This window comes from candidate division KSB1 bacterium (genome assembly GCA_034506395.1).
Classification (GTDB): domain Bacteria; phylum Zhuqueibacterota; class Zhuqueibacteria; order Thermofontimicrobiales; family Thermofontimicrobiaceae; genus Thermofontimicrobium.
In genome coordinates this window covers 135,279-159,411 of record JAPDPQ010000001.1, presented here as the reverse complement: position 1 = coordinate 159,411, position 24,133 = coordinate 135,279, and the positions used below count along the sequence as shown (strand labels likewise).

At 42.8% G+C, this 24,133-nt stretch carries 20 protein-coding genes; 8 read left to right on the top strand and 12 right to left on the bottom strand.

The features are described from left to right. Nucleotides 1-292: 292 nt before the first annotated feature. The 4 genes from ONB37_00650 to ONB37_00635 form a co-directional block, all read right to left on the bottom strand. Nucleotides 293-1,393 (bottom strand): DNA photolyase, encoded by a 1,101-nt coding sequence (locus ONB37_00650; GenBank protein ID MDZ7398648.1) that lies wholly within the window; start codon nt 1,391-1,393, stop codon nt 293-295. A gap of 4 nt (nt 1,394-1,397) precedes the next feature. Then, on the bottom strand, nt 1,398-2,375 hold the full coding sequence (locus tag ONB37_00645) for a ParB/RepB/Spo0J family partition protein (protein MDZ7398647.1): 978 nt from the start codon (nt 2,373-2,375) through the stop codon (nt 1,398-1,400). A 558-nt stretch (nt 2,376-2,933) separates the two neighbouring features. Then, nucleotides 2,934-4,286: an MATE family efflux transporter gene (locus tag ONB37_00640; protein ID MDZ7398646.1), complete on the bottom strand. Its 1,353-nt coding sequence runs from the start codon at nt 4,284-4,286 to the stop codon at nt 2,934-2,936. Between the two features lie 48 nt (nt 4,287-4,334). Continuing rightward, the gene (locus ONB37_00635) at nt 4,335-5,261 is read right to left on the bottom strand and encodes a TIGR01777 family oxidoreductase (protein MDZ7398645.1); all 927 of its coding nucleotides are present in this window, start codon (nt 5,259-5,261) and stop codon (nt 4,335-4,337) included. Between the two features lie 1,307 nt (nt 5,262-6,568). Here ONB37_00635 and ONB37_00630 point away from each other — a divergent pair. From ONB37_00630 to ONB37_00595, 8 genes are all read left to right on the top strand, one after another. Next, nucleotides 6,569-7,516 (top strand): hypothetical protein, encoded by a 948-nt coding sequence (locus ONB37_00630; protein MDZ7398644.1) that lies wholly within the window; start codon nt 6,569-6,571, stop codon nt 7,514-7,516. A 94-nt stretch (nt 7,517-7,610) separates the two neighbouring features. Further along, the gene (locus tag ONB37_00625; protein ID MDZ7398643.1) at nt 7,611-8,963 is read left to right on the top strand and encodes a tetratricopeptide repeat protein; all 1,353 of its coding nucleotides are present in this window, start codon (nt 7,611-7,613) and stop codon (nt 8,961-8,963) included. A 27-nt stretch (nt 8,964-8,990) separates the two neighbouring features. Further along, nucleotides 8,991-11,972 (top strand): tetratricopeptide repeat protein, encoded by a 2,982-nt coding sequence (locus tag ONB37_00620; protein MDZ7398642.1) that lies wholly within the window; start codon nt 8,991-8,993, stop codon nt 11,970-11,972. A gap of 2 nt (nt 11,973-11,974) precedes the next feature. Next, nucleotides 11,975-12,370 carry a hypothetical protein gene (locus ONB37_00615; GenBank protein MDZ7398641.1) on the top strand — a complete coding sequence of 132 codons (396 nt, stop codon included), beginning with the start codon at nt 11,975-11,977 and terminating at the stop codon, nt 12,368-12,370. A 268-nt stretch (nt 12,371-12,638) separates the two neighbouring features. Further along, the gene (locus ONB37_00610; GenBank protein ID MDZ7398640.1) at nt 12,639-13,223 is read left to right on the top strand and encodes a MotA/TolQ/ExbB proton channel family protein; all 585 of its coding nucleotides are present in this window, start codon (nt 12,639-12,641) and stop codon (nt 13,221-13,223) included. A 1-nt stretch (nt 13,224) separates the two neighbouring features. After that, the gene (locus ONB37_00605) at nt 13,225-13,686 is read left to right on the top strand and encodes a biopolymer transporter ExbD (protein MDZ7398639.1); all 462 of its coding nucleotides are present in this window, start codon (nt 13,225-13,227) and stop codon (nt 13,684-13,686) included. A 34-nt stretch (nt 13,687-13,720) separates the two neighbouring features. Next, nucleotides 13,721-14,236, top strand: a complete 516-nt coding sequence (locus ONB37_00600; protein ID MDZ7398638.1) for a biopolymer transporter ExbD — start codon at nt 13,721-13,723, stop codon at nt 14,234-14,236. A 244-nt stretch (nt 14,237-14,480) separates the two neighbouring features. After that, nucleotides 14,481-15,845: a TonB family protein gene (locus ONB37_00595; protein ID MDZ7398637.1), complete on the top strand. Its 1,365-nt coding sequence runs from the start codon at nt 14,481-14,483 to the stop codon at nt 15,843-15,845. A gap of 168 nt (nt 15,846-16,013) precedes the next feature. Here ONB37_00595 and ONB37_00590 read toward each other — a convergent pair whose 3' ends face one another. The 8 genes from ONB37_00590 to ONB37_00555 form a co-directional block, all read right to left on the bottom strand. Further along, nucleotides 16,014-16,544, bottom strand: a complete 531-nt coding sequence (locus ONB37_00590) for a hypothetical protein (protein ID MDZ7398636.1) — start codon at nt 16,542-16,544, stop codon at nt 16,014-16,016. Nucleotides 16,545-16,700: 156 nt separating this feature from the next. Further along, nucleotides 16,701-17,348: an energy transducer TonB gene (locus ONB37_00585; GenBank protein ID MDZ7398635.1), complete on the bottom strand. Its 648-nt coding sequence runs from the start codon at nt 17,346-17,348 to the stop codon at nt 16,701-16,703. 11 nt (nt 17,349-17,359) lie between these two features. Then, a complete protein-coding gene (locus ONB37_00580) occupies nt 17,360-17,782 on the bottom strand; it encodes a biopolymer transporter ExbD (protein MDZ7398634.1) in 423 nt (140 codons plus the stop codon). 46 nt (nt 17,783-17,828) lie between these two features. Continuing rightward, nucleotides 17,829-18,230 (bottom strand): biopolymer transporter ExbD, encoded by a 402-nt coding sequence (locus ONB37_00575; GenBank protein ID MDZ7398633.1) that lies wholly within the window; start codon nt 18,228-18,230, stop codon nt 17,829-17,831. A 33-nt stretch (nt 18,231-18,263) separates the two neighbouring features. After that, nucleotides 18,264-18,875, bottom strand: a complete 612-nt coding sequence (locus tag ONB37_00570) for a MotA/TolQ/ExbB proton channel family protein (GenBank protein ID MDZ7398632.1) — start codon at nt 18,873-18,875, stop codon at nt 18,264-18,266. Nucleotides 18,876-19,015: 140 nt separating this feature from the next. Next, nucleotides 19,016-20,611 (bottom strand): S41 family peptidase, encoded by a 1,596-nt coding sequence (locus tag ONB37_00565; protein MDZ7398631.1) that lies wholly within the window; start codon nt 20,609-20,611, stop codon nt 19,016-19,018. A 16-nt stretch (nt 20,612-20,627) separates the two neighbouring features. Further along, a complete protein-coding gene (locus ONB37_00560) occupies nt 20,628-22,793 on the bottom strand; it encodes a DUF1926 domain-containing protein (protein MDZ7398630.1) in 2,166 nt (721 codons plus the stop codon). Nucleotides 22,794-23,011: 218 nt separating this feature from the next. Next, entirely contained in the window at nt 23,012-24,130 is a 1,119-nt protein-coding gene (locus ONB37_00555) for an isocitrate/isopropylmalate dehydrogenase family protein (GenBank protein MDZ7398629.1), read from the bottom strand. Between the last annotated feature and the right edge of the window lie 3 nt (nt 24,131-24,133).

The window sequence follows — 24,133 nt, the reverse complement described above, 5'->3', positions numbered from 1 at the left end:
GCACAATTAGGGAAATCGGGGCACTGCAACCAGGGCTGGCATCTTTGAGCTCCGATTTCCCTATTTATTTTCTATGATTTTTTAGATGTCTTCTTTCAAATTGGTCTAACTCAGTAGGTCCTAGAAAATCATGATGGATTGAGCTTCTTTGGATTAGAGAGATATTCAGTGGTCTCAGCTTATATTTGAAACTACCCTTCTCACAGTTCTGCCTAAGTACCACGGGTTTGGCATTCCACCCATTGAAATAAAATGTGACCGAACCTCTTATTGATAGTTTAAATCAAATTCATTAGTAGAGGATCAATTGATCCATCCGTTTTTTCAGACCAGCGCTTGTTTTCGGCGTCCATCCCAACGATTTCTCCCAGACCTCAGAACTTTCCATGCAAAGATAGGTAAAAACCGATGGCGCAAAATCGGTGATCCACTGGCGCATGCGACGGAACATTTCGATCCTCAATGGCTTGAAATAGCGGAGCTTGCCATCTTTGCCAGGGAAAAGCTCGCCGTAGATAATTTTGCTGGAAGGATGATGATGTTGAATAATATTTTGCAATGACGCTGGATAGCGAAGCGCCCCGAGGCTGATCCAGATAATCTGTTTCGGATCGATGCACGAAAACAATTGTTGGATCACACCGTGATAATCCGCATCCCAGCCATCATAATAGATCATCGGGTCAAAGTGAAACGCTAGTTTGAACCCATGGTTCATACATCGTTCCGCAGCTTGTAGCCTCTGTTCCAACGTTGGCGCGTGGGGCTCTTGTTCGAATATGACCTTCGGGGTATTCAAAGACCAAGCGACTATGGTTCGACCGTTGTGTTGCAACTCAACAAAATTATCTATCAAAGTGGTCTTTGTCTTTAACTCAATGATTGCATTAGGCCAGGCAGCAAAAAAAGGCACTAAAATCGAACTATAACTGGTCAGATGGTCGGTGCTGAGACTGTCTGCTAATTCCCCAGTGCCAATGCGGTATAATCGATCGGGGTGCTCTCCTAATTTTTTTGTCAATTCCGTTAATAAGTCCTCGATATTAACATAAACGATGATGTAAGGATGTTGAAGATATCCTTGCAGAATGCAATAGCTGCAATTAAGCTCACAATTGTTGACTAAGTTAAGGATTTGATAGCCACAGCAGATGTAATTTCTCGTTCCAGGACAAGGTTTTAGAAATCGGCTCTTTTGATATGCCAAGATAAGCGTATTATGATTTGCCATCGAATCAATAGCAGAGCCCTGAGAGCCGATGAATTCTGAGAGATCATCAAAGAGTTCTTGAGGGACCTTGTTCAGTCGCGACAAGATCCGTTGAGTGGTCTCATGATGAACTATTCGTCGCTCAATGGCGACTTTTGTGGGTAGATACGGTTGAAAAGCCATAGGTTTAAATGATTGTTTCCAATTCGATGAATTTATTCTCTTCCAGAAGCCCAGCCAGTACATTTATCGCCTTGGATAATTCTTCTTGATTCTTGAACTTTAATTCGATGCTATAATCTGAATCCTCAAAAAATGGTGACGGACGCAAAATTATATTCGAGGGCAATTTGAGATTCTTTTTTAATTTTTGAAATTGCTCAGCGATCTCAGCATATTTCGGATAGCGTGATTGCTTGAGTGTTTGTTTGATCTTTTCCAGTTTTTGCGATGGAGTTAGCCGAGTATCGAGTAATATCGGCTCGAGCGCTAGGGATTCGAAAAGCTGTTCGATGGATTGATTTTGAATGATGGATATCTGTTGGATCAACTGAAGCAACTCTTTCTGATTATTTTTCCCAGCTTTTGTATCCTGAAAGAGATTGAATATTGTCAAACGATCTTGAGCGGATAAATCAAGTAGGGCGATCGCTGTTTCAGGGGAGATGAAATCTTCGACAATGGCACTTCGGAGATAATCCTCTAATTTTACCAATTTCAAATAGCGCTGGAGAACGATCTCGTTTGGCCCCAAGCCCATCAAGGGCATGAAATTCGAAATGACCTCGTTCTCTGAAACACCAAACACATGGATCAGTTTCCAAAGCACCAATGCCTTCTCGATCTCATTGAGCGTTCTGGTACCTAGATTTTCGTAAAGATTAAGCAAAAATAGTTCGAGGCTGGGTTCGGTTCCATGACCTTCGTAGACATAAGCAGGTGACTCTTGGATCTTCAGATGCTGAGCTGCTAAGACCCTCTTTAGCCCAGACACAATCCGATAGCGTTGCTCCGAAAGCTGTTCAAGAATTGGAGGATGAAGAACCCCAACCTTTTTTATCGAAAAGATCAATTGGGAAAGAGGTGCTTCAAAAGTAAATATATAGCTCCGATCATCAATGTCAATCAGACAAATGTTGACCTGTTTAAGATGGGCTTCCTTCATAGTTAAAAGATCGATCTCTTTTTGAAATTCGGTTGTGTGCCAGAAATTCACGACTTGACCAGAAAATTGGACTGAAATTTTCGATTTAGCTTTTCAAGCGAAAGAGATGTTTTTTGATTGCTCTGAATTATTCAACAATTGCTCTTTATAATAGCAAGAAACGTTCTCAAGATTAAATCAAAACAGAATAAATTTTCTTAAAAAAGAATCCTTTTCTCAGCATTGATGCAGCAGTTCAGGTAGTGGAGTGCTTCTTATATCGCTCTCATTAGTCTCATGATTTATTGAAAATTTTTCATAATCATAAGGTACAATAACTCATTTCCGAACTCGCAGAGCAGATGAAAGAATTGAATTTTTCTCGAGCATTATGGCTACTGCCACGCTCTGTTTCCAAAAATCGGTTTGAATTTAAATGTAATTGACCAATTGCTTTCGAAAAACTCAGCTAAAAGGTTTAACTTCTAATCTAAATCCGCGATGAACATATTTGGACATATTTCAGATTTTATCAGGACAAACGCTGAATTCGGTTTTAACTGGTCACACTTATGAGCTTTACAAGGGCGCTGCTTGATGCAGCCAATGCTTGCTGAGATACCGTTTAGAAATGAGGATTGCTTGCACCAACAAAGAGGTGTTCATCGACCACCATACGCCGATGGCGCCAAAACCTAAGAGCACCCCGAACAAATAACTGAGCGGAATTCTAAACAACCAGACGCTAACCGCGACCCGTAGCATGACGGATTTTGTATCGCCTGCACCGTTCAATGCGCCACTCAGAATCACCCCCCAAGCCATGAATGGCTCGCTCAACAGGCAGATGTAAAGATATTTTACCGTCTCACGAATAACGATTTCATTGTTCGAGAGCAATGCAGCGATAGCTTTGGCATTAAAGAGCACCGTGAAAGTCAGCAACACAATCACCAAACCGCCAAGCACCGCAGTCACTAATCCCGCCTGATATGCCTGGTTGTCTTTTTTTTCGCCCAAAAGATTGCCAACGACGACCGCATTGGACATATTGAAGGCAAATGCTGGCAGAAAAATAGCCGCTTCGATTCTTAGGCCATTAGTAAAGGCCGCAATAATTTCAATGTTATGATGAGGCAAGGCACTCAAAATGATAAATAGCACCATTGAAGCTAACTGCCAGATGATCTGCAATAGACCCGAGGGCCAGCCGATTCGGGTCACTTGCTTCACAACATCGAAAGCGATCGGTTTCATGCGATTCATGAAGTCTTTAATCGACCACAAATTCCAAATGCTGCCCACCGCGACGCTAATGGCCGTTGAAAGCGCAATCCCTTTGAACCCCACTGGTGTAAAAAACACCAGGAAGAAATTAAGGCTGATATTTAGCACGCAGGCGAGCGCCATGGTTCGTAACGATTTCCGAATCCCCTTGCACGCTCTCAGAATCCCATTGGTATTTATGAGAAGATAATGAAAAATAAGGCCAGCCGCATAAATGGAAGCTAATGGCTTGCCATATTGCTTTATCACATCGGGTACATTCAACCAATCGAAAATAACAGGTGTCAAGAAAATTCCTGCGATCCCCAATACCAGTCCTGTTAAAGCGGTCATCGCCACGGTCGAAAAAACGGCTTTGGCGTAGCTTTCATCTCTCATGGCCTGACAGAGTCGTGAAATGATTGATACAGTGCCAACCGTCAAGGCATTCCCAATGACCGTAAAGATGAAATAAATTTGCACGACGAAACCATAAGCCGCTTGCACATCCTTGCTGATTTTACCAGCAATATAAACGTCAGCTAAGCTGATCATGAACTCGAAAAACATAATTAGAGTCATCGGCCAGCTCACCGACCAACTCTGTTTCACGAAAGCTCGAATTTGTTCTCGATCCAGCCGCTGATCAATCAAATTTAGGCTCAACCCTATCATCCTTTAATTAATTGTATTGTTAGCAAAATATTGTTTCATTCACTGCTTCGAAAAAATATTGGTGAGCGCCATCTCCAATTCAGGAAAACGGAAACCAAATCCAGCTTTTAAGAGCCTAGCGGGAGTGGCCCGTTGTCCCGATAGCACCAATTCTTTGGCCATTTCGCCGAGAGCCATTTTCAAGATGAAACTGGGGACATGAAACCAGCTTGGGCGCTTCATGACTTTGCCCAGGATTTTAAAGAATGTTTTGGCGGGTACTGGATTTGGCGCTGACAAATTAAAAGGCCCTTCTAAATCATTTCGAGCTAATAAAAATAAAATTGCCGCTACCTCATCATGGAGATGAATCCAAGAAATCCATTGCTTGCCGCTCCCGAGATGACCACCCAGGAACCACTGGAATGGCAGCGTAACACGTTTCAAGAAAGCTGCGTCAGGACCAATCACCACCCCAGTTCTGATATATACCAATCGAACGCCTAGTTCTCTAACTGGCAGAACGGATTGCTCCCATTGTGTTGCCAATTCAGCCAAGAACCCTTTTCCGGCTGGAGAATTTTCATCCAACACATCATCGCCGCGATCTCCATAAATACCAATCCCTGATGCTTGAATGAAGACTTTGGGCTTATGTTTGATATTTCGCATGGCAGAGATCAGGACAGCGCCAGATTGAATTCGGCTTTCCAGGATACGCTGTTTACGTTCCCTGGTCCATCTTCCAGCACCGATGCCTTCGCCAGTCAGATTAATGATCGCTCTTGCCCCATCGAGATGATGGTACCACTCTGCAACGTTCCTCCCGTCCCATTGCGCCAAGGTTATTTTTTGCGAAATAAGCCCGCGAGATCGTTCTGCATCTCTGGTTAAAACAATCGTCATATAACCAGCCTCAAGGAGTTGCTGACACAGTGCCTGGCCTATATAGCCAGTGCCCCCAGCAACAATGATTTTATCTGCCATACTCCCTCCATTTGAAAAAATTTCATCCTCTAGAAAACCAAAAACTGGACAAGATGATTAACATGGTTATCGAAGCGGCCTCGGATATTCTTGGTACGTAGATCTTTCCCAAAAGATCACCGACAAATTCGAAGCACTGTCGATAAATCATTAACTGATCGCTTCTCATCCCAGCCATGATCAACTGCAACTGAAAAAGCTTTTTTTGGAAAAGTAATTTTGTTGTTTTTTTTTCACGTCTCTCCTAAAAATCCTTAGCTGGGAAAATTGAATGAATTAGATATGTTAACTTGTTAACTGGCTGAAAAGTTCTTCGATATTTGTTCAGAATATAATCGAAATGATTTTTCATGAACTGATCCTTGCTCCTTACAAATCAATATCGTTGTTCAACATGCGAACCAATTCGGGCATAGATTTTAAACCGAATTGTCAAATGCCTTCGATCTTTTATCGCGCTGCCCTTTCGGTTCTATTGATTAAATACTTTTTGCATAAAAAATTTATAGTATTGGCAATAGAAGGAAAAATTCTTGGTTTAAAAACGATCTAGATAACGAGAACTAATCAAAAATTATTGCCATAAAACTTTAACTTGATAAACATGGTGAATGGCATTCGTTTATGGGCTTTAAATTAATCATTTAAGATGCATTTGATGGCCAATTACGAATTTGTATCTAATCATAGTATCAGAGCGGACACCATTTCATTTTTAATCGCGCGCAAAAAGCGGTCGAGATTTTAATGGTATTAGTTAAATTGGGGTGGCAATTTTTCGATCAAAAGGCTCTCAGTGCTATCCATTTGTATCATTTTGAACCAGCATTTTTGGGTATAATACTCAGAAAATTTTGTCCGTTATATTAATTGAAATTTTATCTTCCAAAATATCAAAAGACTATGTAGCCATGAAAAACTGCATCCAATGTTTAATTATGGCATAATAGTTGATGTTATTATGGCAATTTGCAAGATGATAGGAAAGTCAGGGGTTGCTGACCCCAATGAGAGGATAGGACGAATTATAAAGCTATTAATTTATTTAGTCAAAGGACCTAATCTTGAAATTGGTTATTAATAAATCATAACAACAGAGATTATGCTTGCAATCATATCAATAATGCGCTAAATTTCTCATTACGTTCCGTGGGGGGCTTGCAGATTAATTCACCAATCATATCAGCCATTATCTAAGACAAACAATCCAAATATCTCAAACTATGACAAGAAAAACGTTATTCAGAACAATTCTGTTAGCTATTTTAGCGAAATCGGCCTTCTATGCAGGATGGGGGAATGCGCAAGTGACGATGCAGGGTGGTAAGGGGATGTATCGAGTGCAATCTGCCGAGCCAGTCAATGCCACGGATATCTTTGTCAATGGCACGCTCTCGGCCTTCATGGAAAAAACTGGCCCAGAGAATCTCGCGAAATATTATAACATTAACTTGAATGGCACGGTGGGTCTGGCCAGCTATCTCGAGGCTATTATCAATATCGTCCCATATCAAGATGATTTGTACCACATTTTCGGGAGATTTGGTGATACCAGAATTGGTTTGAAGTACCGAACTCCGTTAAGCACTTCATTTTTTAAATTTGGTTTAGTGGGATTTTATAAATTTCCAACCGCAGTATGGCCGAACGTCCCTTATGAAATATTTTCAACTGATAAACCGGCTTGGAGTGCCAGTGCCCTATTTACTTTTGATTTTATCGACATAATGCCAACGAATCCAATTAAAATCGATTTCAATATTGGCTATATTGATCATAATATCTACGACCGTTATTTCAAAGCAAAATATGACCAGCTTCTGATTGGCTCGGGTATGAAATTTTCGGTTCGCTCGATGCAATTGTTTTTAGAATATACGGGAGAGCTTTTTATCAACAACCCCGAAATCCCATTCAGCCAAAATTCAATGAGAATCTCACCAGGTGTTCGGTTTATGGGCCCCTGGCGGAATACTATGGATGTTGCATTTGACTTTTCGCTTACCAAATACGATTCTTTAAAGAATAGCGATAAAAGCTTTCACAAAGAATATTTTGGTTGGAAATTCACGGTGGGCATAACACATCGCTTTTCCGTTTATAAATATTTTGATAAAACTGCTAAGTTAGAACGTCAGAAACAATTGGAAGAGATGAGGAAGCTTGAGGAAATCAGAAAGAAGCGCGAAAAAGCAAATCAAGACATGGAACGGATGAAAAAGATCCTTGATAAGAAAAAGTCGAATGAAAAGTAAAACCGGTTTAACCGTCATGATCAGTTATAGACAACGAAACAGAGTTATTCGTCATTGCATCATGCTAGTATGTATGATTTTCTTCTGGGAAGGGATGATGAAGTGGAATGATGTAATGGCGTTACAAGGAAATAAAGCACCACAGAACCGAGCGATTGACAACAAAGCTACTGAGACAGATCATGAAGTGATCAGGGCGGCGAATCAAATTTTGCGAGGAAGCATTGAGCTTTATAATGAGAAGGCATATTGGAAAAGCGCCCGAGAATTGATCATATTAATGGATTATTACCCTGAATTTGAACGACTTGATGAGGTGATCTATTATTTAGCGCAATGCTTATTCGAAGAGGACTTATCGACTTCAGCAATCCGAATGTTTAAGCATTTGGTCAAGAAATTTCCGAAGAGCCCTTTGGTTCCCGCAGCCCTTTTGGGATTGGAGAAGACTTATTACAATCAAAAAAATTATAAGATGGCGCTGTCGATCTATTTTGCTATTTTAAAGCAGACAACGCCTGAGCGTGAACTGCTCAATGAGGCGCGCTATTATGCCGGGTTGAGTCATTTTAACATGCAAAATTACGATTTAGCCATTGATGTATTGAAAAAAATTGATGATCGCAGCAATTTTTATGACAATGCGCTTTACACTACTGCATTATCCTATTTGAAAAAATCGAATGTGGCGACTGCGGTTGATTTCTTTCGAAAGATCGTTTCGCTACCTATTACCAATGGGGAACGCAGGGATGTGGTGGACAACGCTCGATTGACCTTGGGCTATATCTATTATGAATTAAAATCCTATAACGCAGCGATTAAGCTGTTGAATGATATATCAGAAAAGCATCAATACTATCAGGATGCGTTATTGGCCTTGGGTTGGTGTTATTTGAAATTAGAAGACCATCAAAATGTCATCAAATATCTTAAGAAATTAATTAAGCAATTCCCTGACAGCGAAAACGCTGAGGAAGCCTATTTCTTATTAGGTCAGTCATATATCGCACTAAACGATTATGACAACGCCATTCAGTCTTATCAAACCATTGTCGATATCTATCAGGATAAGGTTCAGCTACCGAATCTGATTAGCAAGGTCAATACCAGCTTGGAACAGGAACAAGATCGCGTTGAGAAATTAAAGGTTAAAGTTCTGGTGGAAGAAACAAAGTTGCTCGATGCGATTTCGCTGGATGGTTATGGGAAAGAATTACCTAAGCATGTGCTGGCCGAAAAGAAGAAATTGAAGGAATATCGCGAGAGACTGATCAGTTCTTTGATTACTGAACGGGATAATCTGCTTTACCTCCAAGAGACTATTTACAATTTGAAACAGCTTGCCGAGCGAAGAGAGCGTCGCAAGGATTGGAAGGGATATGCTGAATATGGGATTTCGCGGGCACTGTTCCTCAAAAACATGCAAACAGTTCGGGGAAACTGAGGAATTAAGATTTTTGTGAGACAGGATATGAGAGACATAGAACTATTTGATATAAAAAAGTCCCGCACCAGCGCAGTACTGGTCTTTGTGATTATTTATGGGATTGGGATCCTTTGCTCCGTAAGCAATGCCCAGGAAGCAAAGAGAATAAAAGCTAAACGAGTTCCTCACCGATACGAATTGGCTGACACGACGGATAGCATTAATCCTGAGATTTTAGACAAGACCATTAAACATCATGAGATGATCATTGCCAAATATCCCAACGAGCCATTCATCCCAAACATGATGTTTGAATTAGCAGAGTCCTATGCCAGCTATTCGCAATGGGAATTCAAACAAAGGATGAAGCAATATGACGAGGAGCTGAAAAAATACGAGAGGGGAGAGATCACTATTGAGCCGGTATTGCCGCGGATCAATTATAAGAACACGATCGAACTTTGCTATAAACTCTTTGAAAAATTTCCTGATATTCCCTTTAAAGATAAGGTGCTTTATCGGCTGGCGATCTGCCATCTCGATGAAGGCAATTTTGATCGTGCTAAGGAATATTTTCAGCGCCTCATATTCGAGACGCCGCAAAGCCAAAAAGTATCCGAATCGCATTTTCGATTAGGAGAGTATTATTTTGATCGTCGCGAGTTTCAAAAAGCGATCGAACAATATAAATATTTGTTGGAGAGCTGGGATGATCCATATTTCAACATGGCGCTATATAAATTAGGTTGGTCCTATTTTAATATCAACGATTATCCCAATGCGATCAGCACCTACATTTATCTGATCAGCGATATACACTTACTAGAAACGATGAATACAGAATCGCTTGGCAAGACCAAAGCGGATGTCAAAAATGAAGCGATCGATTATATTGCGCATTCGCTGACCGAATATGGCGGCGCAACCATGGCCAAACAATTGCTCAGCACAAAAGAAACAGAGAGCTTTGCCATTGATGTATTTCTCAGAATGGGCGAGATCTATAAGAAACGAAATTTTTATGCCGATGCAATCGCCACCTATGAAGCGCTCTTGCAGATATTCCCCCTGTATCCAAATGCTCCATTGGTTCAAAAGGAGATCATCGAATGCTACGAACAGGACATGGAAGAGGAAAAAGCGATTCAAGCGAAAGACACGTTTGTGAAAAAATACGGCCCTAACAGCCAATGGCTCAGTCAATATCCTGAGGGAAAAGTCCGCAATGATGCGATTGCCCTCTCTCAAGAGATGTTGTTTTCGTTAGGGACTTATTATCAAGCGCAGGCGCAGGAGAAAAACCGCGCTAGGGAATATCGGATGGCAATTGAGAAATATGAGGACTATATTCAAAAATTTCGAGATAGCGACAAAACCGCTAAGGTGAATTATTATTTAGCCGAATGTTATTATGCCATTAATCAATTTGATAAAGCAGCCGATGAATATTTCAAGGTGATGTCGCAATATGGGGATAATGAATTTAAAGATGCGGCGGCGTACAACCGAATATTATCCTATTATCAGCTTTTGAAGCGCAACACCAAGGTTGATTCGACGACTTTCTATTTGGAAGATTTTCTTGGCGAAGGGGGGAATCTCATCCCAGTTAAAACCGCGCATCCCCACCAAGTAGATCTCTTGAAAGCTTGTAATGACTATATTAAGCTGTTGCCCAATAGCTCCAATTTGCTAGAGGTGGTAATGAAGTATGGGGAGACGTTATATGAATTAGGCTATTGGGAGTTAGCGGCTCGCACGTATCAGCGGGCAGTGGCTGATCCGTATAAAAATTCGCCCTATTATGGTCAAGCAATCAATATGATTGCTCAGAGCTATTTCAAGCTCGGGGAATATCAAAAGGCGGAAGCTTGGTTTCAAAAACTGGCCGAGGCTTTTCCCGATTCGACCCAGTATGTGGAAAAGGCTCGAAAAATGATTTCTTCGGCCAATTTCAAAGTTGCAGAGAAGTTGAAAGACAGCGGTGATCTTAACCAATCCGCCCTGAAGTTCTTAACTTTGGCGTTCAGCACTAAAGACGTCGAAATTGCCCGAGCGGCATTGGTGGAGGCAGCCACCCAATTTGAGAAAGCGGGTGATCTGGATCGGGCAATTAAAGCCTATGAACGAATGATTAACGAACAACCCAATATTTCGTTCATCGACGAAGTATATGTGAAGCTTGGTTTGCTTTATGAGAAACGGGAGAACTGGCTTCGCGCCTCCGATAATTACCTGAAGTTGGTATCGGTTCGACCCGAATCAAAATTTGCTCCCAGGGCCTTGTTGAACGCTGGGAATTGCTTCGAACAGCTTAAGCTTTGGAGCAAGGCGAAACAGATTTATCAACAATATGCAAATAGCTACGCAAATGTAAACGCGGATGATTATATCGAAAGTTGTTATAAGATTGGCGAAATGTCCTTAAACATGAAAGACGAAGATTCTGCCTTGAAGGAATTTGCCAGAACAGTGCAGGTTTATAACGACTTGAAACGGAAAAATATCTCGGTCGAGGAATATCTCCCAGCCAAGGCTCAGTTTATGATTGGTGAGATTAATTTCGAGAAATATCAGCAGGTGAAACTGGTTCCACCGCTGAATGTCACACTCAAGAAGAAAAAGGATCTATTGCAGATCGTGCTTCAGGAGTACGTTACGGCTGGCAAATTTCAAGTAGCTGAATGGACCACGGCATCGCTTTATAAGACTGGTCTGACTTTCGAGGATTGGGCTGATGCATTTGTGAACTCGCCAGTGCCGCCCGAGCTCTCTCCTGAGGAGAAGCAGGAATATATTAATGGTCTTCAGCAGCAGGCCTTGCCATTTCGACAGAAAGCTTTGGAAGTTTATAAAGCCAATGTCACCAATGCGCAACGCAGCAATATCCAAAATGAGTGGGTCGAGCAAAGCAAGCAACGCATGGAAAAATTAATCATAGAATTGGGGCTCGGAACGACGACCAATCAGTCCCAACAAACTTCTAATCAACAGATTATTCCAACGAGTCAGGTAAAGGGAAATTAAAGATGCGAAAGGTTATGAAAATGTCTGGTGAACAGTTTATTTTAAAAATTTTGATTGTGACAGCAATGTTGGTTGTTTTGATCCAGCCGATCAATTCATTGGCTGAACAGCCCAAAACGCCGAAACTTGCTGCGCAACCACAAGATGAAAAGAATAACCCTCAGAATGAGAGGGCGATTTCGAAAGAAGATGAGAAATTATGGATCAAACAAATTGAAATATATGGACAGATCGCCAAGCCGCAGACCGTGTTTATCATCCCTGGGACTGATCCAAGAGTGGATGGACTTAGGATCGATAGACACTTCTTCTCTCATATTTTCCGGCCGGTTGAGAAAAGCACGCTGAAACGGATTCAAGTTAAGCAGGGAAAGGATAAAGATCATATCCTTTGGTAGCGAACCGAAATCAAGTGGAAATGATGGTTCTTTCTCTGTGTCCTATCTTAAGCATACCTGAAAATATCTAAAGGGAAATAATTGGGTTAGATTGCCGCATTCGTCACACGAATAATAATTGTATGCGAAGCAATCAAACCTGAGGCTATGAGAAGAACTTTGGCTGATTTGAAAATCGTTGTTAAATCAATAATTGATCGTTTTATCTAATGAGGAGGTTACTGCTTTGGATTCAATTGTGAGTTTTTTCAGGAATGGGGGTTTTGTGATGTGGCCTATTCTGCTCGTAATGATCACTGGTCTTGCAATATTGATCGAGCGAGCTATTTACATCTTAATAACAAATCGAATTGATACCACGGCTTTCATCAATCGCGTATTAGAATTAGTTCAACGAGATAATATCAGAAGCGCCATTGAATTTTGCAGCATGTCTCAAGCGATCTTGCCTCGAATCACGCGGGCAGGGTTAGAGGAGGCTGGAAAATCGCCGGCTGAGATTCAAAATGCTTTCGAGCTGGCGGCAATGCGCGAAATCCCCAAATTGGAGAAACGAACCCAATATTTAGCCACTATTGCAAATATCGCTACGTTATTAGGACTATTAGGAACTATCTTTGGTTTGATTTCTTCTTTCGAAGCGGTGGCAAATGCTGATGCTTCAATGAAAGCATCGTTGCTTTCTGGCGGAATTTCTCAGGCGATGAACACGACTGCTTTCGGCTTAATCGTTGCGATCCCTTGTATGATTGGCTACTCGATCATTCAAGAGAAGACCAATGAATTAATCGATGAAATTAATCAGAATGTCGCTAAGGTTTACAAACGATTAATTGCGGCTAAAGGACGGTAATATGAATTTAAAGCAGGTCATCGGCAAGGATCGAAGAAGTCAAGATGTCGATGTCAACATCATTCCAGTAATGAACATTTTTTTGTTGCTGATCCCGTTCCTTTTGCTTACCGCTGAATTTGTTCATTTGGCTATTATTGAGCTATCGCTCCCATCATTAAATCACGGGCAAGCGCGCCAAGAAATTGAGAATCCGCAGGAACTCGTTTTAGTGATCTTGGCTGTTAAGGAAACTGGGTTTCAGCTGAAGGCGCAGGGATTTGTGTTTGATCCGTTGTACAAAAACGGCAATCAGTATGATTACACAAACTTGGTGGAACAATTGAAGCGAATTAAGCAACAGCATCCCTACGCGGAAGACATCTTTATCTCAGCCGAGAATAGTGTGAAATATGATATTATCATCAAAGTGATGGACCGGTGCCGCGAAACCGGTTTCCCAAATGTTTCGCTCTCTGGTTAGCGCTATTAGAGTTAGAATAGGGAAAATTATCTATATGGAAATGCAACCGAATAGCACTTTTAGTTTTCAGCCATTGTCAATAAAGGGCCGAAAAAAAACGACCCATTTCGCCCTCAAGTTGACATCAATGATCGATATGTTCACCATCTTACTGGTGTTCTTACTAAAGAATTTTTCAGCCGAAGGGCAAATTATGTCGGTAGCGCCAGATCTCCGACTTCCAGAATCCACAGCTCAAAAACCACCAGAAACAGCTTCGATCATTGCAGTGACAAATGATTTCGTTTTATTGGATGGTAAACGGATTGCCAGGATCAATGAGGTGGTGAACTCAGACAAACTATTGATCCCCGAGTTAATGACAGAGCTAGAGAAAAAACGTAGATTAAGCGAAAAAGTTGGTGAAATCCATTCGCAAATGGGTTTCACAGGGAAAATATCGATCCAAGGAGATCGAGAATTGCCCTATTTGGTGATTAAGAAAATTATGTTCACGTGTGGTCAGGTTGGCTTTAATGAAATGATGCTGGCAGTTTCAAAACCAGATTAGCAATTAGGCTTTGGCAGCCAAGCTGATAATGAATTCCGAGACAGTAAAACTCAATCACCATAATAGCGATTCTAATTTTGCAACACATCTCGGTGTGTGCGCTAAGTTGGCTGATCTCAAACAGCAACAAGCTATAAGGCCGATGTCCGGAGAAAAGCTGGTCATGATAATTCTCACGCTTGACGCAATTTGCTGCAAGAGCCAAAGCTGCGATGAAAAATTCATTTACTAATCGATAGAAGGCATGGCAAACAGTTATAAACAACTTGTGCTCAATGTTGTGCAGCCTGGAAAAGCACAACAATTCATCGTTCGCCCTAATCGCGCTTTTACCATTGGGCAACATGGGGATAACGATCTTATTCTTTTTGGGCAAAATTATCCCAAAAGACATATTTTAATTTATCAAAAAAATGGTGCATATTTAGTAAACATTCGGCCATTCATCGACGGCCGGATCTCGACCAACGAGTCCACGTTGCATATTAAGGATCTGCTGCAGCACGATATTATTCCCCGAAACGGCCAGGATGTGGTGTTGAAATTGAACCCGATGAATCGTGGCTTTTTTACTGTGGGCGACGCACGAATCGAGTTCGAATTCCGCACCGTTGACGTAAAAGCCCCAGTGGTTTTTGATACCTCGGCGTTTTCCTGGAAAAAAGCGGTAATGAGAGGCCTTTTTTCCGATTTGATGTTTAAGGCTATTTTCCTGGTTTTATTATTAATCAATTCGCTCATTGTCTATGCGTTTAAAGATTACGTCGTTACAACGCAAGATAAATTCGACATTGAAAAAATGCCCGAACGATTAGCTAAATTTATTGTAAAGCCGCCAGAGCTGAAAGCTGACCTCAGTTCAAAAATTCTCAGCACCACAGGAACGAGCGCTGGGGAACAGGGTCAAAAATCGGACGGCCAAAATCGGCAGTCGAATCAACGTGGTGGAAATAAAGGTCAAGGCGGTGGCAAAGGACGGGGCAATCCAGCAGCTTCCGCTGGCTTATTGGGATTGATCGCTGGGACTGGGCCTTCGGGCAAATCCAGCTCAATTGTCGATGCACTTGTGGATAGAGGTTTGGTGGCAGATCTCAATAAAATTGTTGGTGGCGGTACGAATCTAAAAGTGAGCAGTGGCGGAAACACCAAGGATGCTATCGATCCTTTAGATCAACTGATTGGCACTGGCGGTTCTGGTGGCATTGACAATTTTTTGTCGGCGCTCGAAGAGGATGTGCCTCAGGTGGAATTAAAAAAGCAAGCTAAAGTCGACCTGGTGAAACCCAGCAAAATTACCGGCAGCAAAGAAGCGATGGGACATCGGACCGAGGAGTCGATCTGGAACGTTGTCAATGCACGCCAAGGAACGATACGATATATTTACGAAAAATATCTGAAACGGAATCCGAATCTGAGAGGCAAAATTACAATAGAGTTCACCATCGCTGCCAATGGATTTGTGACAGAGGCCAAGATCATTGAATCCACCATCGACAATCCCGAATTCGAACAAGAGCTATTGTCAATAATCAGACGACTGAAGTTCGAGCCCATTCCAACCGGAAATGTGACGACTGTGTTTCCGTTTGTATTTTCGAAGATCAATTGACAGTAGCAACAGACAGAGAATTTTCTTTACACTTAGAAGATTAAATTTTCAGGTTGAGAAAATTTCTAAGAGGTGAGCCAATTTTATTATGTCACTGGGCGAATAGGAAAATTAGCAAGATTGGATTATTTGAATTGATGGCAGGTCGATAAATGTCCTGCCATTTTTTTAGAGGTCAGATTCATCTTTCCAAAGTGTGATGCGCCATTTATTGTCGAGGCTCGCTTTCTTCAAATTAAAAATGGCCATCCCCTTAATATTAATGGTCTCATTTGCTCGGATGAGGGAAAGGTTGAAACTTCTGATGCTCTCAGCTTGCATCACGCCATTGCTTTCGTAAATGGTGTCCAAAATGGTGCTGTTCCAAACCAGATCGATGATGTTGAAATTTCGGAAAAGCCGACCCGTAGTGCGCAAATCCACATCCCGGCCCCAGCTCACAAAGCGACCTGATGGCTCTTGATCCGGATCAAAATAGATGAACACAAACGAGCTATCCAATAATTGCGCATAGAGAATCGAATCCTTAAAAACATAGCTGTATTGAAAATTCTGCAAAGCCTGAGCTGGGGTGAGTTGCTCGGTGATGATCAGATCTGGCCGCCCAGCATCCTCTAATTTCGGAGCGAATGGGTTGAAACAGCCAAGCAGCACCACACCAATTATTAGAATTGTCCATCGAAAAAGTGTTTCTCTCATAATATCAAACAAAAAGCGGTACAAAAGGTATGTACCGCTTTTCTCTTTTATCAGTTCATTGATTTGATGCAGCTATGAATGACCGCCATCCACTAATTTGAATTAAAAAAAATGAGTCGGATAATTATTTGTGGGCTATTTGCTTCCAGTTGTCATCTACTTTAATTTGAATCTCACTGGAATACTCACCCAGACCGCCACTGGTTTGTCGCGTTGTTTGGCGGGTTTCCAGCGCACCGCTTTAATGGCCGCGACTGCCGCTTCATTGCACCCGCTATTGCCCAATGGTACCAGGATCTTGGTATCAATCACTTCGCCTTTCTCGTTGATATGAGCATAAACGGTCACTTGTCCCTCGATCCCAGCCTTTCTGGCAATTTCCGGATAGACCAGCTTCTTCTGAATTGCTTCAAATCCACCGATCGGCATGGGAGGTTCGTCATAGGCGACAAAGAAAGTTGCAGTCTCATCCTCCACAGGAGGTGGTGGCGGAGGAGGAGGAATCTCTTCGAAATTGATTTCAGTTGCATCGATCGTTACATCGTCCGGAATATCCTCGCTCTCGCTTTCGATGGGGATCGCTGGCCGACTTGGTGGCGGCGCGATCTTTTCCTGTTGCGTTTGCGGCACCTCAATGGTCTCGATTTTTGCTGCTTCAAATTTCTTCACCGTTTGTGGCCTTTCAAATCGCTTAAAAGCCTGAAACAGCACTATGCAAATCGCTAATGCAATGGCCAGGCTTGCCTCGATCACCTTTCGGTACTTTAGCCGCAAATCAACTTTGGGGTTCTTTTTGATTGCCATGGCTCAATACCTCAGTAAGTTGCCGTTTTGGTTGAGTAGTTTACATTTAGCGCTGCTCCCCCAGTTTCTCTGAGTTCTTCATGGATTGAAGTAATGAAACCCATTTTAGCGCGTTCATCGATCTTCAATGATATAACGCGCAAAGGATTTAAAGGATCCGTTACTTTTAAATAAATGATGTCGGACACCTCTTTAACATCGACAAATTTATCATCGATCGAGATCCGGCCCTTGTCATCCGCCCAAATATTCGCAACATTCCGTTTTCCTGGCAATTTCTCAATTTTTTTTGCGGCGGGAAGACGCACCGGAATCCCTCGATATTGCTGAAAAACCGATGATACCATGAAGAATAAGAGCAGCAAAAACACCACGTCCGGCAAAGATGCCGTTGGAATCCCGGCATCGACTTTCGTTTTTCTCGTGAATTTCACTGCTTTAATTCTCCTCGTTCACTGTTAAGATTTCGTTCGGCTAATGTTATTTCTCTGCTTCAGCCAGCGAAATTCTGGTCGCATTTGCTTGCTTCAATTGGTCCAACACCCGAATATAATCTGAGTATAGAGTGTTTGGATCAGTTTTCACTGACACGATCAAATTCGGGTTCTCCATTAATTTCCGCTGAATGATCATTCGGATATCTCGCACATCCACAATGTTCTCATCCAGCATCACTGTCCCTTCTGCATTGATCAGCAGGTTAGTGATATTTTTCTTCGGCACTTCTTTTGTCTCACCTTTCGGTGGTAATACCAAACCAATGCCCTTGTCCACGTCGATCGTGGTCGTACAAATAAAAAAGATAAGCAGCAAGAATGCAATATCTGCTAAGGACGCTTGGGGAATCTCGGGTTTCCGAGCCTTTTTTTTCAAACTCAACATGTTTTTGCTCCCCTGTATAAGCCAACCAATTGGTTAACGTTTTTCTAAATCGATCAAATTGTCCACCAATTCGACCGAGCTCTCTTCCATATCGATGATCAATTTATCGATTCGTGATACAAAAAAGTTATGGAAGAATTGAATAATGATGGCCACCACCAAACCGAACAGGGTTGTTAATAGTGCGACCGAAATACCGTTAGCAACGATCGAAGGAGAAATGTCATTGGCAGCAGCAATATCTTCGAAAGCCATGACCATTCCTTGCACTGTTCCCAAGAATCCTAACATGGGAGCGACGCTAATTACCAATGACAACCACACTAGACCTCGTTCTAAGAATGCCATTTCAATAGACCCCGCACTCACGATGGCTTTTTCTACCTGATCGATGCCTTTGTCAAATCGAGATAGACCAGCATGGAAAATCGAAGCGATGGGGCCTCGCGTATTCTCGCAGATCTCTTTTGCAGCATCCACACCGCCTTCACGTAGCGCTGTTTGAATCTTAGCTAAAAATTTTTTGGTGTTAATTGAGGCTCGGGTTAACGACCAAATTCGTTCGATGCTTACTGCCAGACCAAAAATGAAGAAAATCAGAATCGGCCACATGAAGAACCCACCCTTAATAAAATAATCTATCATTTCTAGGATCCCTCCATAAGTTAGTTAATGATGAATTAAGACTTATTATTCTCTTTCTGATCAAACTGTGCGATCATTATAATTATTTTTTTTATAAAAGTCAACATTTTTTTTCAGTTTGTTCCCTTAGGGAAATGGAATCAAAACGGCTTAAATGGCGCTAAACCAGCCAATTTCGCGGCACGGTCAAACAACTTCAACGCCTCCTGAACTTGATTATCGCCAGACAAGCGAATTTGGTAATAATGCTCTCGATCCCAGAAAAACTGTGCGAGTTCGCTTTTGATCAGCAATTGGATAAATTCGAGATCGTTCTGAAATTCAGTCTCGTTAATTGGGATATTTTTGGACTGAACAAACTGGCGGAATTCGCTCAATATTTTCTCATCGATTTGAAAGTTATCTTTAAAATAGTTGAAATCAGCTTTTAGTTCTGGATGGGTTGAACCATAAACCGAGGCGAACTCAAAGAACATGCGTTTGAAATTCAGCTCGCTGACCAGCTTGGTAATGCGCTTGGCGCGGATTTCTACATCAGGCGTGATCCCGCCGCCACCATAAACTTTGCGACCTGAGTTAGTGTAGAATACCGGTTTTTCTTTGACCTCCTCAGGTTGCTCATCTATCGCTTCTTCATATCCGGAAACGTAATATTCGTACAGCCCATTTTCGTACGAGCGCTGAATCAGTCGACCGCTGGGCGTATAATAGCGAGCTGTGGTAATTCGAATGGCAGAGCCGTCTTTTAAATTGAGCTGAGTTTGGACCAGCCCTTTGCCGAAGCTCGTTTCCCCAACAATCAAGCCGCGATCCCAGTCCTGAATAGCACCAGCAAAGATTTCCGAAGCGCTGGCCGAACCTTTATTGATCAACACCACAATCGGATATTTAGCGTGCGTGGCGCTATCTGTGGAGCGAAACTCGTCATTCGCTTCGGGAATGCGACCCTTGGTATAAACGATAACTTTATTTCCCTCGATAAATTTGTCGACCAGCTTTACGGCTTGGTCCAAATAGCCGCCGGTATTGCCGCGCAGATCGATCAGCAACGCGTTCATCCCCTGGCTTTCTAATTCCCGCAAAGCGCGCTCGAATTCATCGGCCGTGGTCTGAGCAAAGCGACCGATATGAATGTAACCAATTTTGTCTTTTATCAGAAAGCTGGCCATTACACTGTAGATCGGAATTTTGTCGCGCGTAATGGTAATATCAAATGGCTCTTCAATCCCGGGCCGGCGCACCGTGATGGTAACGCGCGTCCCCTTCGGCCCCTTTAGCTTCTGCTGCACCTCTTGCTCCGAGATCCCATAAGCGCTTTTCCCAGCGATCTTTATAATCTGATCCCCCGGTCGCAATCCCATGGCTTCTGATGGCGAGCCTGCTATGGGGGCAACCACGGTAAGTATTTTGTTCTGAATGATGAATTCAATACCGATCCCTTCATAGGTGCCCTGGAATTGCTCGTTGACTTCTTTGAGTTTCGCTGGCTCAATGTAAACCGAATGCGGATCTAATTGCTCCAGCATCCCTTCGATGGCACCAGTGATCAGCTTCTGTCCATCCACTTCATCCACGTAATAGGTTCGAACGATCTCAAAGACATCCCAGAAGCGCCGAAATTGTTCAAACGGATTATCCCCAGAGAGCAGCAATCGCTGAGAAAACCCAATCAGAATCAGGGAGATGACCAGGGATAAAACCAGCCATCGAACTATTTTTTTGTTGTTTTTTTTCATGAGCCCAACCCACAATTTATAAATCGACAATTCGTTGATTGATTTCCACCGACCACTCCGCTTGCGGCGCAAGCTGAATTTTCCAATTAGGCACCACAACCGAACTCTGATAGACCCGCTCGAAGCCAGCCTCAGACTGCGATATCGTCTCAATGGGAAAGCGCCAGATGGTAGCTGCTTGATCAAAGCGTAATTGAATGTCAATCTTAAGCCACTCGTCCTTCAAACCCATCTGCTTAATTTTATCCACCTCACCACTGCTTGCTAAATGCCGACTCTCATTAAGTTCACGATCAAAATAATAATAGCGATCATTGGCATTGCCAGCCAGCAGTGCGTAATTAAGCTCGGTCGCGAACCAAAAAGCTATGGGCACGTTTGCCACATTGCGGAGAAGATATTTAATTATCACGACGGAACGCTTTGGGTCAACGATCAGGGTCTTTAACAGCTCCAAAGGAGAATTTTGACCGTCACCTTTCAGCCTTCCAGTTCGATGCATCCTAATACTTAAACAATTGTTGACCCATTCGGTTTCATATCGGTAAGGCGCTCCAATAAAATCTCCCAGCTCGAGGTAATCGCAATCCGCGAATTGGTTCCATGAGGTGGTTGATGCTAAGAAATGCTCGATCAGTGCGTTGCGACGATAGGAATCATATTTCAGTCTCTTGGCCAGATCAGGTTCTTTGGCGATAACCAGGTCATGTATGCTCGCCACGCCATGTTGGTTCTGCTCTGGCTGCTGATTTTGAAGTGTTAAAAGCTTATTATGATAAGCTTCTTTGCGCCGAGTCATAGTATCCAGCAAATTGATCGCTTTCGGTTTGTAATCCATCTCAAATAGCGTTCCACCCAATTGAGGCGCCAGATAGAGATTTAAGGTCGGGGTTTCGATCAACAGCTCCTCGCGGCCGTCGGCGTCGAAATCCACTGCATTAACGTCAATCCAGCCTGCATCGAGCTCTTGTTGGGAACGGGTAGCGCGGTCGATGATGCTTTCAGCCTGGATCATGTGATGATAGACCGCAAATCGCAGGTTATTCAGATATAGACCGCCGAACACGCCGTGCCAATAAGGACAATTGGTCTGGCCGGCCCAAAGGTGATCCTGGGCATCATCAAGGAGACGTTGATCACAATTTGGATGGTTCTTCAATCGCTGAATCTTGTTGCTAACCCATAACGACTTCTTATGGAGATTGTTCGATTCCGGGTATTTAGCCAAGAAATTTCTCCAGAATCCGCCGCGCACGAATACTTTATATTCATCAAACAAACCGTGTGCTTTTAGTTCCTGCTCGAACTTTTCGTAACGTTCAATAGTGGACGCTGGGAGCGCCCATTCCATCATTTCTCGATAGGAGGCGGTTGGCAAATAGACCTTTCCCAGCGGCAGCAATTTGTCCAACGCTTCCGAAAAATGAACGATCTCGATCCAATCGAGATTGGCCTCTAATAACGAAAAGAACCGTTCAAGCCATTGCTTCTGGTAACAGTGTTCATGGGTCCCAGGCCAGATGCCAAATTTTTCACCATCATCAGCAAACACGATGAGACGATTCCCGTTTTCATCAGCAATCGACCGTAAATAATCAATCGTCACTTCAGGAGGCTGGAATGGCATCGTGTAGCGCAGCCGTTCGCTGATTGGAAAGATGTTGACCACGTGACCAGTCTCTTCGGTCACATAGTACCCATATAAATCTCGTTCCTCTAATCCAGCAGATTTAAAATGGGAGTCATCAATTACGACATATCGAATCCCAGCTTCGACCAACGGCTTAGGCAACTGAGGCTCCCAAATTCGCTCTGCTAACCATAGCCCAATTGGATGATAGCCAGTGTGTTGCTCGATAAATTGATTTAGCTTTTGGATCTGTCCGATCTTGTCCGCATCAGGGATATTGACCAGTATCGGTTCATAATAGCCGCCTGTCATCATTTCCAATTGACCTGTGGCGACCAATTGTCGAAGTTGCTGTCCCAAGTTCTGATCGCGCTTCAGCAACCAATCGAATAGGTAGCCCGAATAGTGCATGGCGATTTTTATTTTCGGATGCCGGGCCAACACCTCAAGAAACGGCAAATATGCCTTTTGATATGCCTCTTCAAAAACGAAATCGAAATTTCCAATCGGCTGATGATTATGAATCCCAATAGCAAATTTGATCTTTTTCACATTACCTTCCATCATTTAAAATCTAAGAACCATATTACCCACAAAACAAAAACATTGCGCAGCAAGAAACGAAGTTTGCAATTTCTCAAATGAAAAAATGCCTCTCCGTCTTGAAATTATGGCTCGGAGAGGAAATGATTTTATAACATTTTTTTGGACAAATTTAATGAACAAGTATGGTCATGTTTTAGAATGTATGGGATCGAATGGGCCCAATCTCACAGTTTCCGGGCAACTTCCTCAGCGACTTCTAACGAGCTGGAACTTCCGCCCATATCATAGGTTCGGACTTTACCTTCTTTGATAACCGTCGCAATCGCATTTTCCAAACGGTGGGCATTTTCCGTCTCGCCCAACCAATCGAACATCAATTTCACAGTTAGCAGCATGGCGATCGGATTGACTTTATACTGGCCAGCATATTTGGGCGCTGAGCCATGGGTGGGTTCGAATACTGCGTAGTTATCACCAATGTTGCCACTTGAGGCGAACCCAAGACCTCCAACCAATTGAGCGCATAAGTCGGAGATGATATCGCCGAACATATTCGAAGTTACCAATACTCCATAATCAAGTGGGTTCTTAATGAGCCACATGCACATGGCATCGATGTTCGCTTCCCAGAGCGGGATTTCTGGATACTCTTTTGCGATTTTTCGCGCTTCGCGGATCATGAGCCCGCTGGTCTCGCGAATCACATTGGGTTTTTCAACAATGGTAACGCTCTTATAGTGATATTTTTTAGCGTATTCAAACGCATCTCGAATGATGTTCTGAGCAGCCTTGCGAGTGATAATCCGTAACGAGATCGCAATGTCTTCCAGAGGCACCGAGGCAAAGCTCTTCATCTTGGAATGATTCCGACACAACACATCCATGACTTCCTGTGGCACTGGATGGAACTCAACTCCGGCATAGAGATCTTCGGTGTTTTCTCGGAATACCACCAGATCGATCCCCTCGCGGTAATTGAGCGGGTTACCAGGATACGCTTTACATGGCCGCAAATTGGTGCGCAAATTGAATTCCTGTCTCAAACGTACTATCGGACTGGAATACACATATCCCTTGCCCTGAAGTTCTGGCCGCAATTCCTTCGCTGCTTCCTCTTTGGGCTTTGAAGTAATCGCGCCGAAAAGGGCGCAATGCGTGGTCTTCAACATGTCGATCGTCCGCTTCGGCAATGGATCCCCTTCATTACACCAGAACTCCCAACCAATATCACCATGAATATATTCCGCATCGAATTTCAATGCATCTAGCACAATTCGAGCGCAATCCATCACATCTTTGCCAATGCCATCACCTGGTAACCACGCGATACGGTATTTTGCCATTGC

Bases quoted from the DNA above. Each gene is read 5' to 3' on its own strand.
- ONB37_00610 (MDZ7398640.1), top strand. From the start codon at position 12,639: ATGTGGCCTATTCTGCTCGTAATGATCACTGGTCTTGCAATATTGATC.
- ONB37_00605 (MDZ7398639.1), top strand. From the start codon at position 13,225: ATGAATTTAAAGCAGGTCATCGGCAAGGATCGAAGAAGTCAAGATGTC.
- ONB37_00645 (MDZ7398647.1), bottom strand. From the start codon at position 2,375: ATGAAGGAAGCCCATCTTAAACAGGTCAACATTTGTCTGATTGACATT.
- ONB37_00590 (MDZ7398636.1), bottom strand. From the start codon at position 16,544: ATGAGAGAAACACTTTTTCGATGGACAATTCTAATAATTGGTGTGGTG.
- ONB37_00595 (MDZ7398637.1), top strand. From the start codon at position 14,481: ATGGCAAACAGTTATAAACAACTTGTGCTCAATGTTGTGCAGCCTGGA.
- ONB37_00625 (MDZ7398643.1), top strand. From the start codon at position 7,611: ATGATGAAGTGGAATGATGTAATGGCGTTACAAGGAAATAAAGCACCA.
- ONB37_00600 (MDZ7398638.1), top strand. From the start codon at position 13,721: ATGGAAATGCAACCGAATAGCACTTTTAGTTTTCAGCCATTGTCAATA.
- ONB37_00570 (MDZ7398632.1), bottom strand. From the start codon at position 18,875: ATGATAGATTATTTTATTAAGGGTGGGTTCTTCATGTGGCCGATTCTG.
- ONB37_00555 (MDZ7398629.1), bottom strand. From the start codon at position 24,130: ATGGCAAAATACCGTATCGCGTGGTTACCAGGTGATGGCATTGGCAAA.
- ONB37_00635 (MDZ7398645.1), bottom strand. From the start codon at position 5,261: ATGGCAGATAAAATCATTGTTGCTGGGGGCACTGGCTATATAGGCCAG.
- ONB37_00575 (MDZ7398633.1), bottom strand. From the start codon at position 18,230: ATGTTGAGTTTGAAAAAAAAGGCTCGGAAACCCGAGATTCCCCAAGCG.
- ONB37_00650 (MDZ7398648.1), bottom strand. From the start codon at position 1,393: ATGGCTTTTCAACCGTATCTACCCACAAAAGTCGCCATTGAGCGACGA.
- ONB37_00615 (MDZ7398641.1), top strand. From the start codon at position 11,975: ATGCGAAAGGTTATGAAAATGTCTGGTGAACAGTTTATTTTAAAAATT.
- ONB37_00620 (MDZ7398642.1), top strand. From the start codon at position 8,991: ATGAGAGACATAGAACTATTTGATATAAAAAAGTCCCGCACCAGCGCA.
- ONB37_00565 (MDZ7398631.1), bottom strand. From the start codon at position 20,611: ATGAAAAAAAACAACAAAAAAATAGTTCGATGGCTGGTTTTATCCCTG.
- ONB37_00585 (MDZ7398635.1), bottom strand. From the start codon at position 17,348: ATGGCAATCAAAAAGAACCCCAAAGTTGATTTGCGGCTAAAGTACCGA.